Annotated in this window: 12 protein-coding genes; 7 read left to right on the forward strand and 5 right to left on the reverse strand. The window is 75.0% G+C overall.

Annotation, left to right across the window (positions count from 1 at the left end; translation table 11 throughout):
- Together ACFFHU_RS13940 and ACFFHU_RS13945 are read right to left on the reverse strand one after the other, a co-directional pair.
- Entirely contained in the window at positions 1 to 1,791 is a 1,791-nt protein-coding gene (locus ACFFHU_RS13940) for a phospho-sugar mutase (protein ID WP_377338878.1), read from the reverse strand.
- 177 nt (positions 1,792 to 1,968) lie between these two features.
- Complete coding sequence (locus ACFFHU_RS13945; protein ID WP_377338880.1) at positions 1,969 to 3,939, reverse strand: serine/threonine-protein kinase; 1,971 nt, start codon at positions 3,937 to 3,939, stop codon at positions 1,969 to 1,971.
- 208 nt (positions 3,940 to 4,147) lie between these two features.
- On the opposite strand from ACFFHU_RS13945, the gene ACFFHU_RS13950 reads away from it, so the two are divergent.
- Together ACFFHU_RS13950 and ACFFHU_RS13955 are read left to right on the forward strand one after the other, a co-directional pair.
- Positions 4,148 to 5,731 carry an acyl-CoA mutase large subunit family protein gene (locus ACFFHU_RS13950; protein ID WP_377338883.1) on the forward strand — a complete coding sequence of 528 codons (1,584 nt, stop codon included), beginning with the start codon at positions 4,148 to 4,150 and terminating at the stop codon, positions 5,729 to 5,731.
- A 618-nt stretch (positions 5,732 to 6,349) separates the two neighbouring features.
- A complete protein-coding gene (locus tag ACFFHU_RS13955; RefSeq protein ID WP_377338885.1) occupies positions 6,350 to 7,609 on the forward strand; it encodes an amidohydrolase in 1,260 nt (419 codons plus the stop codon).
- Positions 7,610 to 7,617: 8 nt separating this feature from the next.
- Here ACFFHU_RS13955 and ACFFHU_RS13960 read toward each other — a convergent pair whose 3' ends face one another.
- Positions 7,618 to 8,553 (reverse strand): DUF4349 domain-containing protein, encoded by a 936-nt coding sequence (locus ACFFHU_RS13960; RefSeq protein ID WP_377338887.1) that lies wholly within the window; start codon positions 8,551 to 8,553, stop codon positions 7,618 to 7,620.
- Between the two features lie 165 nt (positions 8,554 to 8,718).
- Here ACFFHU_RS13960 and ACFFHU_RS13965 point away from each other — a divergent pair, with 165 nt between their 5' ends.
- From ACFFHU_RS13965 to ACFFHU_RS13975, 3 genes are all read left to right on the forward strand, one after another.
- Positions 8,719 to 9,351: an MBL fold metallo-hydrolase gene (locus ACFFHU_RS13965; protein WP_377338889.1), complete on the forward strand. Its 633-nt coding sequence runs from the start codon at positions 8,719 to 8,721 to the stop codon at positions 9,349 to 9,351.
- Entirely contained in the window at positions 9,348 to 10,343 is a 996-nt protein-coding gene (locus ACFFHU_RS13970; protein WP_377339763.1) for a hypothetical protein, read from the forward strand. The genes ACFFHU_RS13965 and ACFFHU_RS13970 overlap by 4 nt, the downstream gene beginning before the upstream one ends.
- Positions 10,344 to 10,510: 167 nt before the next feature.
- Complete coding sequence (locus ACFFHU_RS13975) at positions 10,511 to 11,476, forward strand: GNAT family N-acetyltransferase (RefSeq protein WP_377338891.1); 966 nt, start codon at positions 10,511 to 10,513, stop codon at positions 11,474 to 11,476.
- Between the two features lie 164 nt (positions 11,477 to 11,640).
- Here the strand turns inward: ACFFHU_RS13975 and ACFFHU_RS13980 are convergent, their stop codons facing one another.
- The gene (locus tag ACFFHU_RS13980) at positions 11,641 to 12,096 is read right to left on the reverse strand and encodes a gamma-glutamylcyclotransferase (protein ID WP_377338893.1); all 456 of its coding nucleotides are present in this window, start codon (positions 12,094 to 12,096) and stop codon (positions 11,641 to 11,643) included.
- Between the two features lie 106 nt (positions 12,097 to 12,202).
- Between ACFFHU_RS13980 and ACFFHU_RS13985 the strand changes: the two genes are divergently transcribed.
- Positions 12,203 to 13,606 carry an NAD(P)H-quinone dehydrogenase gene (locus tag ACFFHU_RS13985; protein ID WP_377338896.1) on the forward strand — a complete coding sequence of 468 codons (1,404 nt, stop codon included), beginning with the start codon at positions 12,203 to 12,205 and terminating at the stop codon, positions 13,604 to 13,606.
- 19 nt (positions 13,607 to 13,625) lie between these two features.
- Here ACFFHU_RS13985 and ACFFHU_RS13990 read toward each other — a convergent pair whose 3' ends face one another.
- Positions 13,626 to 14,321 (reverse strand): DedA family protein, encoded by a 696-nt coding sequence (locus ACFFHU_RS13990; RefSeq protein ID WP_377338898.1) that lies wholly within the window; start codon positions 14,319 to 14,321, stop codon positions 13,626 to 13,628.
- A gap of 514 nt (positions 14,322 to 14,835) precedes the next feature.
- On the opposite strand from ACFFHU_RS13990, the gene thrS reads away from it, so the two are divergent.
- Positions 14,836 to 16,050 (forward strand): threonine--tRNA ligase, encoded by a 1,215-nt coding sequence (gene thrS / locus ACFFHU_RS13995; RefSeq protein ID WP_377338901.1) that lies wholly within the window; start codon positions 14,836 to 14,838, stop codon positions 16,048 to 16,050.
- Positions 16,051 to 16,118 lie beyond the last annotated feature (68 nt).

Below are 16,118 nucleotides of genomic sequence, written 5' to 3' on the forward strand. Positions count from 1 at the left end.
TCATACCCCGAGCGCGGCCGCGATCTCCGCGCGCAGGTCCGCCACCGCGGCCACCGCGCGGGACCGGGCCGCCGGCAGGTCACCGCCCGCGACCGGCGCCACCACCTCCAGGTACGCCTTGAGCTTCGGCTCGGTGCCGGATGGTCGCACCACCACCCGGGCGGCCGCGGTACGCAGGATCAGCACGTCGGCGCCCGGCAGCAGATCCTCCACGGCGGTGACCGGCTCGCCCAGCAGGGTGGCCGGGGTGGCCGAGCGGATCCGGGCCATGGCCGCGTCGATCTCCCGCAGGTCGTCCACCCGTACCGACAGCTGGTCCGTCTGGTGCACCCCGAACTCGGCCGCCAGCTCGTCGAGCCGGTCGGCCAGCGTCCGCCCCTCGGCCCGCAACCCCGCGGCCAGCTCGGCCACCAGCAGCGCCGCCGTGATCCCGTCCTTGTCCCGGACCAGCTCGGGCGCCACGCAGTAGCCGAGCGCCTCCTCGTAGCCGTACACCAGCGGTTCCCGCCCGGGCGTCGTGGCGCCGGCCGAGCCGGCCGAGCCGGCCGAGCCGGCTCGGACGATCCACTTGAAGCCGGTGAGCGTCTCGTCGTACGGCAGGTCCCGGGCGGCCGACATGGCGCGCAGCAGCGACGAGGAGACGATCGTGGTGGCGTACAGGCCCCGCACGCCGCGCCGCATCAGGTGGTCGGCCAGCAGCGCGCCGACCTCGTCGCCGCGCAGCATCCGCCACCGCCGCCCCGCCGCCCCGCCGTCCGTCGTGCCGCCGACCGCCGCGCCGCTGGCCGTGCCGCCGCCGTCCGTCGTGCCGCCGGTCGCCGCGCCGCCAGGCACCGGGATGGCCACGGCGCACCGGTCGGCGTCCGGGTCGTTGGCGATCGCGATGTCGGCGCCGGTCCGTTCGGCGAGCGCCACCAGCAGATCGGTGGCCCCGGGCTCCTCCGGGTTGGGGAAGGAGACGGTGGGAAACTCCGGGTCGGGCTCGGCCTGCTCGGCCACCACGGCCGGCGCGGCGAACCCGGCCTCGGCGAAGGCCGCCGCCAGCACCGGCCCGCCCACCCCGTGCAGCGGGGTGTACGCCACCGACAGCTCCCGCGGCCCGTCCGGCGCCACCACGCCGGCGGCCCGCCGGACGTACCCGGTGACGACCTCGTCGGGCAGCACCTCGCCGGGGTCGCCCAGCGCCACCTCGGCCAGCGGTCCGACACCGCGGATCGCGGTCTCGATCTCGGCGTCCACCGGCGGGACGATCTGCGCGCCCGCGCCCAGCGAGCCGCCCAGCTCGGCGCCGAGGTAGACCTTGTAGCCGTTGTCCTGCGGCGGGTTGTGGCTGGCCGTGACCATCACCCCGGCCGCCCCGTCCAGCGCGCGGACCGCGTACGCGAGCACCGGCGTTGGCAGCGGGCGGGGGAGCAGCAGCGCCGGCCGGCCGGCGCCGGTGGCCACCCGGGCGGTGCGCTCGGCGAACTCCCGGGAACCGTGCCGGGCGTCGTACCCGATCACCAGCGGGCCGGTGGCCCCGCGGCCCGCCAGCCAACCGACCAACCCGGCCGCGGCGCGGGTGACGACGGCGAGATTCATGCCGTTGGGCCCGGCGCGCAGCGGCCCCCGCAGCCCCGCCGTGCCGAAGCTCAGCGTCGCGCCGAACCGGTCGGCCAGCTCCGGCCGGCTGCCGGGCAGCGCGTCGAGCAGCCCGGCCAGCTCGGCCCGGCTGGCCGGGTCGGGGTCCTCGTCCAGCCAGGTCCGGGCGCGGTCGCGCAGCTCGTCGATCTCGTTGGTCTCCGCCGTCATGCGGTCGTTGATAGCACGGCCGCGGTGACCGGCGGCGGCGCGCCCCCGGCCGGGGCGAGCCGCGTCGCAGCCCGGCCGGCCGCCGCAGCGGCCGCCGACCGGTCCAGCGCGGGCGGGCCGCCGGCCGGTCCCGCGCGGGCGGGCCGCCGGTCTGCCCGGGACGGGCCGGTCGGGCCGTCAGGAGTCGATCAGCCGAAACGAGCGGACCATCTCGTCGAAGATCGGCTTGCTGTCCGCGAACGTGGCGTCGGTGGTGGTCAGGTAGAACGAGTAGATCTTGTCGTTCCGGGCCACGCCCCGCCAGACGCCGTGCCGCTTGCCGTCGCCCTCACCGCAGGTGTATTCCAGCTGGGCCGCGTCCTGGCCCGCCAGCTGCGTCGCGCTGAGGTCCACCCGGGCGTACGGCTTGGGGCAGGACTTCGACGTCGGCTTCTTGAGGTTGCCCTCGGCCACCTCGGCCCAGTGCGTCACCGAGACGTTCTTGAAGTCCTCCACCAGGATCCGGACCTTGCGGCCCTTGTCGGCGGGATCGGTGTAGTCCACCCACACCCCCGCGCCGGTCCGGTCCCAGCCCTTGGGGACGTTCACGGCCAGGCCGCGGTCCTGGTACTGCTGGGTCTCCGGGGCCGGCGCGCCGGCCGGCGCCGAGCCGGCCGCCCGGGGCGGCGTGGCCGGCTTGTCGCCACCGGGCCACAGCGCCACCACGGCGATCAGCAGCAGCACGGCCGCGCCGCCGGCCACCAGGAGCTGCGTCCGCCGCGGCCAGCCGCGCACCGTGCCGGCCAGTTCGGCCCCCCGGCGGCGCAGCCCGGTCCCGGCCTGGGACACCGAGCCGCCGGACCGCGACTTGGTCGTCGCCCACGGACCGCTCGACCAGGACGGGCCGTTCGACGACCAGGTCGGACCGGCGCCCTGGCCGGGGCTTCCGGCCGGCCCGGCCACCGCCGTCTGGTCGGCCGCCGCGCCCGGGCGGGCCCACCCGCTGGGCGGCGCGGTCCGGTCCGGCGATCCGCCCGCGCCGGACCAGCCGCCCTGGCTCACCGGCATGGTCCGGTCGGTGGTGTCGACGGCGCCGGCGCTCGTACCGGCCGCCTTTGCCGCCGAGCCCCGCCGGAGCTCGGCGAGGCGGTCGGTGAGCGACTGGCCGGGGGCGAGCATGGCCCGGCCGCCGATCTGGCCGCTGGGCGTCGGCGCGGCCGGCGGCTGCACGGCCGCCACCGTGCTGGGCACCACCGCGTACGGGTCGGTCACCGAGTGCCCGGCGGCCCTACTCGCGAGCGGCCCGGCCAGCAGGTCCCGGAGAATCCCGCGGGCGGTGTTCACGTCGATCCGGCGCTCGGGGTCCTTTTCCAGCAGGCCGAGCAGCACCGGGGTGAGCGGGCCGGACCGGACCGGCGGGGCCGGCGGGTCCTCCACCACCGCGTGCATGGTCTCGATCGGGTCGCCCCGGTCGAACGGCGGGCGTCCCTCCACGGCCGTGTAGAGCGTGACGCCGAGCGAGAAGAGGTCGCTGGGCGGCCCGAACTTCTGCCCCATGGCCCGTTCCGGGCTGATGAAGTGCGGCGAGCCCAGCACCATGCCCGGGGTGGTGAGCTGGACGTCGGTGGGCATCCGGGCCACGCCGAAGTCGGTCAGCACGCACCGGCCGTCGGAGCAGATCAGCACGTTGGCCGGCTTCACGTCCCGGTGCAGCACGCCGATTGCGTGCGCCACCTCCAGCGCGCCGAGCAGCGCGATGCCGATCTTCGCGACCGCGCGCGGGGCCAGCGGCCCGTCCTCGATCACCATGTCGGCCAGGCTGCGCGCGTCCAGCAGCTCCATCACGATCCACGGCCGGCCGGCCTCGTGCACCACGTCGTACACCTGCACCACGGCCGGGTGCTGCAGCGCCGCGGCGGCCCGGGCCTCCCGCAGGGTCCGCTCGTACATGCCGTCCCGGTCGCTGGGCGCGAGACCCGGCGGCAGGACGACCTCCTTGACCGCCACGTCCCGCCGCAACAGGGTGTCGACGGCCTGCCAGACGGTGCCCATGCCGCCGTGGCCGACGGCCGCGCGCAGCTCGTAGCGGCCACCGATGGTGGTGCCCGGAGCGGTACGCCCGCTGAGGGGGTTGATCGATCCGCTGTTCCACGTGGGGATCTGAGTCACAGGAGAGCCACCGGAAAATCGGAGGGGCTGGGACACAACTCCCCTATCTTGCGCGGTGTCCACCCGGGAGCAAAAGCCGCCCCCGCCGGGATTTGCCGGACCATCTCGCTCCGTGTCCGGTCGGCCGCGCAGCGCGGTGGGGTGAGACCGGGTCGACTGTGGGACATCCCGCAGCCGCCAGCGGTCCCCGAGGCCATACGATCCGGTCATGAGCGAACGGCCGTTGAGCGAGTCCGGATTCCCCGTCAAGCCGGTGTACGGACCGGACGACGTCTCGCCCGGGCTCGCCGACCGGCTCGGCGCGCCGGGCGAGTTCCCGTACACCCGCGGGGTCTACCCCACGATGTACACCTCTCGCCCGTGGACCATGCGGCAGTACGCCGGCTTCGGCACCGCCACCGAGTCCAACGCGCGCTACCACCAGCTGCTGCGCGCCGGGACCATGGGCCTGTCGGTCGCGTTCGACCTGCCCACCCAGATGGGGTACGACTCCGACGACCCGATCGCGCACGGCGAGGTCGGCAAGGTCGGGGTGGCCATCGACTCCATCGACGACATGCGGCGGCTCTTCGACGGCATCCCGCTGGACCAGGTCTCCACCTCGATGACCATCAACGCGCCGGGCTCGGTCCTGCTGCTGCTCTACCAGTTGGTGGCCGAGGACGCCGGGGTGCCGGGGACGGCCCTCAAGGGCACGATTCAGAACGACATCCTCAAGGAATACATCGCCCGCGGGACGTACATCTTCCCGCCCAAGCCCTCGCTGCGGCTGGTGGCCGACACCTTCGCGTACTGCCGCAAGGAGGTGCCGAAGTGGAACACGATCTCCATTTCCGGCTACCACATGGCCGAGGCCGGCGCCACGCCCGTGCAGGAGATCGCCTTCACCCTGGCCAACGGCGCCGAGTACGTGCGGGCCGCGATCGAGGCCGGGCTCGCGGTGGACGACTTCGCGCCCCGGCTGTCGTTCTTCTTCGTGGCCCGGACCACCCTGCTGGAGGAGGTGGCGAAGTTCCGCGCGGCCCGGCGGATCTGGGCCCACCTCATGCGGGACGAGTTCGGCGCCACCGACCCGAAGTCGTGGATGCTGCGGTTCCACACCCAGACCGCCGGCGTGCAGCTGACCGCGCAGCAGCCCGAGGTCAACCTCGTCCGGGTGGCGGTGCAGGGGCTCGGCGCCGTGCTCGGCGGCACCCAGTCGCTGCACACCAACAGCTTCGACGAGGCCATCGCGCTGCCCACCGAGAAGGCGGCCCGGCTCGCGCTGCGCACCCAGCAGGTGCTCGCGTACGAGGCGGGGCTGACCGGCACGGTGGACCCGTTCGCCGGCTCGTACGTGGTGGAGGCGATGACCGACGAGATCGAGGCGGGGGTGCGGGACCTGCTGGCCCGGGTCGCCGAGCACGGTTCGGCGGTCGACGCCATCGAGGCCGGCTTCCAGAAGCGCGAGATCGAGACCTCGGCGTACCGGATCGCCCAGGAGATCGACTCCGGTGAGCGGGTGGTGGTCGGGCTCAACCGGTTCGCCGTGGACGAGGAGGAGCCGTACGAGCCGCTGCGGGTGGATCCCGCGATCGAGGCGGCGCAGGCCGAGCGGCTGGCCCGGCTGCGGTCGGAGCGGGACGCCGCGGCCGTCGACCGGGCCCTGGACGAGCTGCGCTCCGCGGCCCGGGGGACGGGCAACGTGCTCTATCCGATGAAGGAGGCGCTGCGCGCCCGGGCCACGGTCGGCGAGGTGTGCGGCGCGCTGCGCGAGATCTGGGGGACGTACCGGCCCAGCGACCGGTTCTGACCGGCTGCGCCGCCGGGTCCGGCCGGTGTCGGGCGCGGCCCGCGGCTCGGCCGAAGCCGGGCGGGCGCCCGCCGGCCCCAACTTTGAGCCGGGCTCGACGCCGGCTCGACCCGGCGCCGTTGGCCACGCATGACTGGGCACGGTGTGCGAAAGTGTCTAGTGGGTATGCAGATCCGGTGGACGGCTCCGGGATCCGGACGGCCATCGACCGGAAGGCCGTCGTACCTCCCCTGATGGGTACGGCGGACACGGTGTGCGGCGCGCCGCGCTGACGCCGTGTAATCGTGCGACAGCGGAGCGGGCATCCGAACGATGGCCCGCGCGCCCGATCCGGACGCCGGAATTCGGACAGTTGCCGCCCGATGGTCCCTTTCCGCGACCCGCCGTCGTGACCGGCCCTTCGGTTACGCGTTGTAGGAGGTGTGGGACGGGATGTCGGCGCCAGAACGGGATCCGCATGCTGTCGCTCGCATTCCCGAGCGCATCCACCTGGGATTACGTGACGCTACGCGATCTGATCGCTACCGGAACGAGGTTGCGCAGCGTCACCGTCGGAGGTCTAGGCTGTCTGCTGTTGTTCCTAATGATCCTTCCGTCTCTAGTGAACGAGATTCCGACGTGACGAGTGCGTTGACCCTGCCCCCGAGCAGTCCACTGGCGTCGTCCTGGCCCGAGCCGCCGCCCGGTGCCCAGCCGCTGCCGCTCGACCTCGACCAGCTGCTCGCGCTGCGGGTACCGGACCTCATCGCCACCCGTCGGTTCATCCACGCGCACCCGGAGCTGTCCGGGCAGGAGTACGAGACCGCCGCGCTGGTGGCGCGGGAGCTGACCCGGGTCGGCCTCTCGCCCCGGCTGCTGCCCAAGGGCAACGGGGTGATCTGCGACATCGACGGCCGGCCGGACGGGCCGGTGGTGGCGCTGCGGGCGGACATCGACGCGCTGCCGCTCACCGACGCCAAGGACGTCCCGTACCGGTCCACCGTCGACGGCGTGTGCCACGCCTGCGGCCACGACGTGCACACCACGGTGCTGCTGGGGGTGGGCATCCTGCTCGCCCGGCTCGCCGAGCGGGGCGAGCTGCCCGGGCGGGTGCGGCTGATCTTCCAGCCGGCCGAGGAGATCCTGCCCTGCGGTTCGCTGGAGGTCATCGAGGCCGGCGGCCTGCGGGACGTCAGCCAGATCTTCGCCGTGCACTGCGACCCGAACCTGCCGGTGGGCCGGGTGGGGCTGCGGGTCGGCCCGATCACCGCGGCCGCCGACAACGTGACGGTCAAGCTCAGCGGCCCGGGCGGGCACACCGCCCGCCCGCACCTCACGGTGGATCTGGTGGACGCGCTGGGTCGGCTGGTCACCGAGGTACCGGCCCTGGTCAGCCGGCGAGTCCCGGCGAACAGCGGGCTGCTGCTGGTGTTCGGCCAGGCCACGGCCGGCACCCGGTACAACGTCATCCCGACCGAGGCGGTCGCCTCCGGGACGCTGCGGGTGCTGGACCGGGACACCTGGGATCAGGCGCCCAAGGTCGTCACGCAGGTGGTCCGCGACGTCATCGCGCCGACCGGGGCGACCGTGGACATCGAGTACCTGCGCGGCCGGCCGCCGGTGATCAACGACGCGCAGGCCATCCGGGTGCTCACCGCGGCCACCGCCGCGGCGCTCGGCGAGGCCGGCATCGCCGAGACGCCGCAGAGCATGGGCGGCGAAGACTTCTCCTGGTACCTGGAGTACGTGCCGGGCGCGCTGGCCCGGCTCGGGGTGGGCCGCAGCACGGCGAACGCCGACCTGCACCGCGCCACGTTCGACGTGGACGAGCAGGCCATCGCGGTCGGCGTCCGCCTCCTGGTCCGCACCGCCCTCGAGGCCCTCGCCAGCACCCCCTGACCCGCGCGTCAGGCGGCCGGCTCGGGGACCTTCTGGTCGGGCGCCTCCGGGGTGCGGGCGGCCGGGACGGCCGGGGTGGCGGTCCGGCGCCGCCGGCGGCGGACCAGCCAGGCGGCCAGCAGCGCGGGTACGCCGAACACGAGCGCGAACGGCAGCAGCGCGCCCAGCACGATCAGCAGGACGCCCACCACCTCACGGAGCGCCTCCCAGCCCCCGCCGAGGCCGGCCAGGAAGCCGCCCCGGTCGTCCTTCGCGGCCACCGGCGCCGCCTCGGCCTCGACCAGGTCGAGCGTGACGGTGGACAGCGCCGTGAGGTCGGCCAGCCGGCGCTGCTTGGCCTCCAGCGAGGCCAGGTCGGCCTCCCGCTTGGCCACCTCGCTCTCCAGGCTCACCAGGTCGGCGAGGCTCTTGGCCTGCGCCAGCAGCCGGCGACCGCTGTCCACCCGGGCCCGCTGGGTGGCGATCCGGGCGTCCAGGTCGACCGTCTCCTCGGTGACGTCCTGGCTGTTCAACTCCCGTTTCTCGGCCTCGCCCAGCCCGGCCAGGTCGGCCACCACGCGCTGGAACCGTTCGGCCGGCACCCGCAGGACCAGGGTGGCCTGTTCCGAGCCGTCCCGGGACCGCTGGTCGCCGCCCACGTACCCGCCCACCCCGGTCACGATCGTGCCGGCCCGGGTCGCCGCGGCGTCCACGTCGGGTACCCGTACCGTCAGCGAGCCCGTGTAGATGATGGCCCGCTGCGGCGCGCGGAGGTCGACCTGGCCGGCGCCGGCGCCCGGCTGTGCCTCCGCGCCCTGCTTGCCGGCGGCGCCGTTCTGCGCCGCCCCGCCCGGCTGCGCCGGCGCGGCCCCGTCGGCCGCCCGGTTGCCCGTCGACGAGCCATCCGAATCCGAACCCGAACATCCGCCGAGCGCCAGCATCGCGGCCAGTCCCGCGATGCTCAAGCCCAGCCCCGCTCGTCGCCACGTTCCCCGCATGGTGTCCTCCCGAAAGGTCGGTCCGCTGTTGCCTCAGACGCCTCGCGGCGGCGTCCCCGTTCCGGCAGACTCGGCCAGGGACATCACGATCCGGTCGCGCCCCGGCGTCCGTCGGACGGAGAAGGAGTCACAATGCGGTTGACCAAGTACTCGCACTCCTGTCTGCGGGTCGAGCACGACGGCGGGGTGCTGGTCATCGATCCGGGCATCTTCGCCGAACCGGCCGCGCTGGAGGGCGCGGACGCGGTGCTCATCACGCACGAGCATCCCGACCATCTGGACGTCGACGCGATCGGCGCGGCGGCCGGACGCCGCCCCGGGCTGGCCGCCTACGGGCACGAGAGCGTGCTGGCCAAGCTGACCGGCGCGGACGTGACGACCACGCCGGTCGCCGCCGGCGAGGAGTTCACCGCCGCGGGCGTTCCGGTGCGGGCGTACGGCGGGCAGCACGCGGTCATCCACCCGGACATCCCCCGCCTGGTGAACCTGTCCTACCTGCTGGATGACCGGGTCTACCATCCCGGCGACTCGTTCGCGGTACCGGCGGACACCCCGGTGGACACGCTGTTCGTGCCGGTGCACGCGCCCTGGCTGAAGCTCTCCGAGGCGGTGGACTTCGTCCGCGCGGTCGCCCCGCGCCGGGCCTTCGCGCTGCATGACGGCCTGCTCAACGAGGCCGGTCTGAACTTCACCAACGCGAACATGGCCCGGCTGGCGCGCTGCGACTACGCGCGCCTGGAGCCGGGCACCGTCGTCCCGGACTGAGCGGACCGACCATGCCCCCGGTCTCCGCCGACCTCGTGGAACGGCTGTACGCGGCCCCGCCCGACGGCTTCGTGGCGGCCCGAAACGAGGCCGTGGCCGCGGCGCGAGCCGCCGGTGACCCGGCGGCGGCGCGGGAGATCGGCGCATTGCGCAAGCCGACCGTGGCGGCCTGGCTGGTGAACCTGCTGGCGCTGCGCCGGCCGGACCTGGTGGGCGAGCTGGTCGAGCTGGCCGAGGCGCTCCGGAGCGCACAGCGGGACCTGCGCGGCCCGCGGCTGCGGGAGCTGTCGGCACAGCGCCGGGACGTGGTCTCGGCCCTGGTGGCCGAGGCCCGCTCGCTGGCCCGGGCGGCCGACCCCGGCCTGGCCGCGGCCAAGCTGCCGCTCGCCGAGGTCGAGGCCACGCTCACCGCGGCGCTCTCCGACGTGGAGGTGGCCCAGCGGGTACGCTCCGGCCGGCTGGTCCGGGGCACCAGCTACGCGGGGTTCGGCGAGGTGCCCCGGCCCCAGCTGCGGCTCGTCACGGGCGGCCCGGACGGGGCCGACGCGGCGGGCGACTCCGGGTCCGGCGCGGCGGCCGGCTCCGGCGCCCGGTCCGGGGCCGGACCGTCGGCCGACGGGCGCGCCGGCCCGGGGCGGTCGGCCGCGCCGGACCGGGCCGCCGAGCGGCAGCGCCGGGTGGCCGAGCTGGGCCGGCAGCGCCGGGAGCTCACCCGGGAGCTGACCACCGCCCAGCGGGAGCTGCGCCGGGCCGAGTCGGAGGTGGAGCGGGCCGCCACCCGGGAGCGGGCCGGCGCGGCCGAGCTGGCCGAGGTCGAGGCGCAGCTGGCCGAGCTGGAACGGCGGCGGGCGGCCGTGGAGAGCGAGCTGGGTCGGCGCAAGCTGGCCCGCAAGGGCGCCGAGCGGGCGGTGGTCACGGCCCGCCGCCGGGCCGGGGAGGTCGAGGGCGCCATCGAGACCCTCGACGCGGACATCGCCGACGCGCGCCGATGATAAGGAAGGGCCCCTTGTTATCGCTTTTTGTATAGGAAGGGCCCCCTCCAAACGCCTCCCGGCGGGGCGCTCGGCCGGCCGGCTGGGTGGCCGCGGCGAAAATCGGCGGCGGGCGCCGCGGAAAAAATTGGCGGCGGGCGCCGCGGCGAGCGGGTTCAATGTGCGCCATGGATCTTCCCGCCGGCTGGTCGAGCCGCCGCCCCGGCCTCGACGACGTGCCCGACATCCTGGCCATGGTGCAGGCCAGCTGCGTGGCGGCCACCGGCGAGCCCGAGTTCACCAGCTACGACGTACACGAGGCGCTGACCGCGCCCGGCGCGGACCCGGAGCGGAACTCCTGGCTCGCGCTCGACCCGGCCGGCGCGATCGTCGGCTGGACCTATCTGGAGGCCGGCGACGGCGGCCCGGAGGAGTTCGTCGAGGTGTACGCGCATCCCGACGGCGGGCGCCCGGCGCTCGCGCCGCTGCTGCACCGCCAGCTGCACCGGATCGCCGAGCGGGCCGCCGAGGCGGGCCACGACCGGGTGCGGGTACGCGCCGGCGCCATACCCGTGGAGCGGTTCTGGATCGACATCCTCACCGCGGCCGGATTCGACTTCGTGAAGCGGAACGCCCGGATGCGCCGGTCGCTCGACGGGGTGCCCGCCGAACCGCCGGCCGCCCCGGCCGGCGTGCTGATCCGCGGCGTCGATCCGGCCGACGAGGGGGACCTGAAGCTGGTCCACTCGATCCTCGAGACGGCCTTCCGGGACGCCCCGGACCACCGGCCGTCGACCTACCAGCGGTGGCGGGAGGAGCTCGCCGCGCTGCCGAGCGTCACCTGGGACGAGTGGCTCGTGGCCGAGGTGGCCGGGGAGCCGGCCGGCGCGCTGGTCTCGGCCGACCAGGCGCTGGAGCAGAACGAGGGCTGGGTCTCGCGGCTGGCCGTGCTGCGCGGGCACCGGCGCCGCGGGGTGGGCGCCGCGCTGCTGCGCCGGGCCTTCGCCGCGTACGCCGGCAAGGGGCGGGCGTACGCCGGGCTCGGCGTCGACCTCAGCAACCCGACCGAGGCCGCCCGGCTGTACCGGTCGGTGGGCATGACGGAGGTCTTCGCCGCCGACATCTTCGAACGGATCGTCGAACCGGCCCGCTGAACCGGCCGCGCCCTCCGCGACGGCGGGCGCCGAGGCGGTGCCGCCGGCGGTCGCGGTGCCGCCGGCGGTCGCGGTGCCGCCGGCGGTCGCGGTGCCGACGGCGGTCGCGGTGCCGTCCGCGGTCGCGGTGCCGTCCGCGGTCAGGCGGTGCCGTCGGCGGCCGGTCAGGCCGTCGCGGTGCCGGTGGGTCGGTCGCGCAGCGCGGCCACGTAGTCGTCCGGCGCGCCGGCCCGCTCCGCCGCCTTGGCGATCTCGGAGAGATACCACGAGGTGGGCAGCCCGCCCTCGTACCCGTCGAAGACGTAGATCCAGGCGGTGACCTCGCCGTCCAGCGTGACCACCCGCACAGTCAGCTTGCGGTACGTCCCCGCGGTGACGCCTTCGATATCGTCGAGTTGGCTGGCGTCTCTGGGGTGGACGTCGTAGAGCGCCACGAACACCCGGTCACCGGGCGACTCGACCACGGTGGTCACGGCGCCCTCCCAGCCGAGTTCCCCGTCGCCGGCGAAGGTGAGCCGCCAGCCCTCCAGCCAGCCGGTGCCCACCATCGGGGAGGCGGGGCAGTAGGCCAGCATCCGGGCTGGGTCGAGGTTCGAGCCGTACGCGGCGTACAGACGCACGGCGTGAACGATAGCCGGACGGGCCGGTGGGGGAGAATACGAGCGTGCGTGTCGGGCGGGAACGGGAGAAGAAAGTCACTGTGATCAGCTACGGAGGGCGGGCGCTGTGAGCCGCATCGTGATCATCGGCGGTGGACCCGCCGGCTACGAGGCCGCGCTGGTCGCCGCCCAGCTCGACGCCGACGTCACCGTGGTGGAGGCGGACGGCGCCGGCGGGGCCTGCGTGCTGTCCGACTGCGTGCCGTCCAAGACGTTCATCGCCAGCTCGGAGGTGGTCACCGGCTACCGCGACACCGAGGAGTTCGGGGTGCACTCCGACGGCCTCGAGGCGGTGACCGTGGACGCCGCGGCCGTCTACCACCGGGTGAAGCGGCTCGCCCTGGCCCAGTCGGCCGACATCCACGCCAAACTGCTCAAGGCCGGGGTGACGTTCGTCTCCGGGTCGGCCCGGCTCGGCGAGGACACCCTCGGGCACACGCACCGGGTGGTCGTCACGCCGACGGACGGCGGCGCCCCGTACTCGATCGACGCCGGGACGGTGCTGGTCGCCACCGGCGCGACCCCCCGGGTGCTGCCCACCGCGCCGCCGGACGGGGAGCGCATCCTGACCTGGCGGCAGGTGTACGACCTGCCCGAGCTGCCCGAGAAGCTGATCGTGGTGGGCTCCGGCGTGACCGGCGCCGAGTTCGCCAGCGCGTACCTCGCGATGGGCGTGGACGTGACGCTGGTGTCCAGCCGGGACCGGGTGATGCCGCACGAGGACGCCGACGCGGCCATGGCGATCGAGAAGGTGTTCCGGTCGCGGGGGATGACCATCCTCAACAACTCGCGGGCCGAGTCCGCGCGCCGGGTCGGCGACGGGGTCGAGGTGACGCTCTCGGACGGGCAGGTGATCACCGGCTCGCACGCGCTGATCACCGTGGGATCGGTGCCGAACACCGGCGACCTGGGCCTGCCCGAGTACGGCGTGGAGATGGCTCGCGGCGGCTACGTGACGACCGACCGGGTGTCCCGGACGAACGTGCCGGGCGTCTACGCGGCCGGCGACTGCACCGGGGTGCTGGCGCTGGCCAGCGTGGCCGCCATGCAGGGCCGGATCGCCATGTGGCACGCGATGGGCGAGGCGGTGCGGCCGCTGCGGCTGCGTACGGTGTCGGCGAACGTCTTCACCGATCCCGAGCTGGCCACCGTGGGCGTCTCGCAGGACGAGGTGGACTCGGGCCGTACCCCGGCCCGCCAGGTCATGCTGCCGCTGGCCGGCAACCCGCGGGCCAAGATGGCCGACCTGTCCGACGGCTTCGTCAAGCTGTTCTGCCGGCCGGCCAGCGGCCAGGTGATCGGCGGCGTCGTGGTGGCGCCGAAGGCCAGCGAGCTGATCCTGCCGATCACCATGGCCGTGGAGAACAACCTCACCGTGGACCAGCTGGCCCAGACGATCACGATCTACCCGTCGCTCTCCGGCTCCATCGCCGAGGCGGCCCGCCAACTCATGCTGCACGGCCTGGAGTAGCCCAGCCGGGCCCTCTTGATCACAAAGTTGGCGGGACCGGAAGCGGAGTGTCGGCCCCGTCAACCTCATGATCAACACTGGGGACCGGGTCGGCGGGGGGCGAGTCGGGGTCCGGGGTGGCGGCCGGGTTGGAGCGGCGGCTGCCGACGAGGGTGAGTCCCCAGCCGGCCATTCCGAACGCGCCCGCGGCCACCGCGGCGATCAACGCCAGCCGCCACCCCGAGCCGGCCAGCGCGGAGCCGCCGAGGTGGCCGACCAGGCCGCCGTAGCTGGCCCAACCCAGCGCGGCCAGCCCCTCGTACGCGAGGAACCGCCGGTACGGGTAGCGGAGCCGCCCGGCGTAGAAGCACGCCGTCATCCGGCCGCCGGGCAGAAACCGGCAGAGCAGCAGCGCCAGCGGTCCGGGCCGGCGCAGCCGGTTGGCCAGCCGGGCGGCGCGGCCGCGGTGGGCGTGCCGCGGCTGGTAGCCCACCCCGCCGCGCCGGGGCCGGACCCGGCCGAGCAGGTAGCAGGACACGTCGCCGGCCAGCACACCGAGCGTGCCCACCCCGATCGTCACCGGCAGGCTGAGCTGCCCGTACACGGTGAGCGCGCCCGCGGTGATCATGACGGCCTGGGTCGGCACGATCGGCACGAAGGCGTCCGCGGCCAGCAGCGCGAGCAGGAACAGGTACGCGTACGCCGGCGCGGTGACGGTGGTCAGCAGGTCAGCCATGCCGCACCCGCGAGGGGGGAACCGGGACAGCCGGTTGGCGGCGAGGCGGCGTACCGTTGGGGTGGCGCGCGACGACCTCGGGTCCCCCGTTCCCGACGTGCGGTTCCGCGCCGCGGGCCGTCGGCAGGTCCCGTGCCGACGGCCCGTCCGGGCGGGCCGGCGGCCCCTTTCGGTGGCCCGCCCGCGGCCCAGCCGGGCGATCCACCAGCCGCCCGACCCGGTAATCCGCGGACGGCTCAACCCGGTGACCCGCCGGCCGTCCGACCCGATAATTCGCTTGCCGCGCCGCGTCGCGCGGGGCTACCGTCCCGGCCATGCGAGCAGCGGCACTGGCAGTGGCCACGACGACGCCGGGGAACCCCGGCGTGCCGCGCTGACGCATCCCGTCACCACCGGCCCCGGGGCGATCCGCACCGGGGCCTTTTCGCGCATCCACCGGCGTCGCCCCGGGCGGAACCGGCGCGCGGCGACCGTCCGCGTCCGGCGCCTCGGGGCGTACCCGAAGGAGAGCGCGATGGTCGACCACCGCAAGCTGGGCCGGGAGCTCGGCCTGTTCCATTCCGATCCCCTCGCCGGCGCGGGCCTGCCGATCTGGCTGCCGGCCGGCGCCGCCGCCCGGCACGCCGTCGAGGAGTACGTCCGCGAGCTCGAGCGGCGGGCGGGCTACGAGCACGTGTACTCGCCGCCGCTGGGCCGGCGGGAGCTGTTCGAGCGCTCCGGCCACCTGGACTACTTCGCCGCCGACATGTTCCCGCCGATGCGGATGAGCGGCGACGACGAGCTGATGCTGCGCCCGGCGCTCTGCCCGCACCACGCCCTCGTGTACGCCGCCCGCGGCCGGTCCTACCGTGACCTGCCGCTGCGGATCGCGGAGCAGGGCGGGCAGTATCGCGCCGAGCGGTCCGGCGTGCTCGGCGGGCTGAGCCGGGTACGCGCCATCTCGCTCAACGACGCGCACAACTTCTGCGCGCTGGACCAGGTGCGCGAGGAGGTGGCCGAGGTGCTCGGCCTGATCCGGTCGGCGCACGCGGCGCTGGGCGTCCGCCCTGCCGGGCTGCGGCTGTCGCTGCGCGGACCGGGGGAGCGGTACGTGGGCGACGACCACATGTGGGAGCGGGCCGAGGACCTGCTGCGGTCGGCGCTGGCCGGGCTGGACCACACCGAGGCGCCGGGGGAGGCAGCCTTCTATGGCCCGAAGATCGACATCCAGATCCGCGACGACGCGGACCGGGAGTGGACCATCTCCACCATCCAGATCGACTTCGACAAGCCGGAGCGGTTCGACCTGTCGTACACCGACGCCGATGGGCGGCCACGGCGGCCGGTCATGGTGCACCGGAGCCTGGTGGGCAGCATGGAGCGGCTGTTCGCGTACCTCATCGAGGCGCACGCCGGCGCCTTCCCGGCCTGGTACGCGCCGGTGCAGGCGGTGGTGCTGCCGGTCGGCCCCGACCAAGTGGAGCCGGCCCGGCGGCTGCGCCGGGACTGGATCGAGGCGGGGCTGCGCGTCGACCTGGCCGCGGACGGGTCGCTGGGCGCGCGGATCCGGCGCTGCGCCCAGACCCGGGTGCCCTACCTGGCCGTGCTCGGCGAGCGGGAGGCCGCGGCCGGCGAGGTGAGCTTGCGGCTGCGCGGCGGACGCAGCCTGCCGCCGATGCCGGCGCCGGCCGCCCGAGCGCTCATCTCGGCGGTCGTCGCCGCGAGATCGGCCGACCTGTTGCCGGCCTGACGAACCGTCCACCCCCGAACCCCCCGCTTCCTTGCCGCTGTTGCCGGGCCGCCGTCGACCCGCCGTGT

The sequence above is a fragment of the Plantactinospora siamensis genome, assembly GCF_042434095.1.
GTDB lineage: Bacteria > Actinomycetota > Actinomycetes > Mycobacteriales > Micromonosporaceae > KBS50.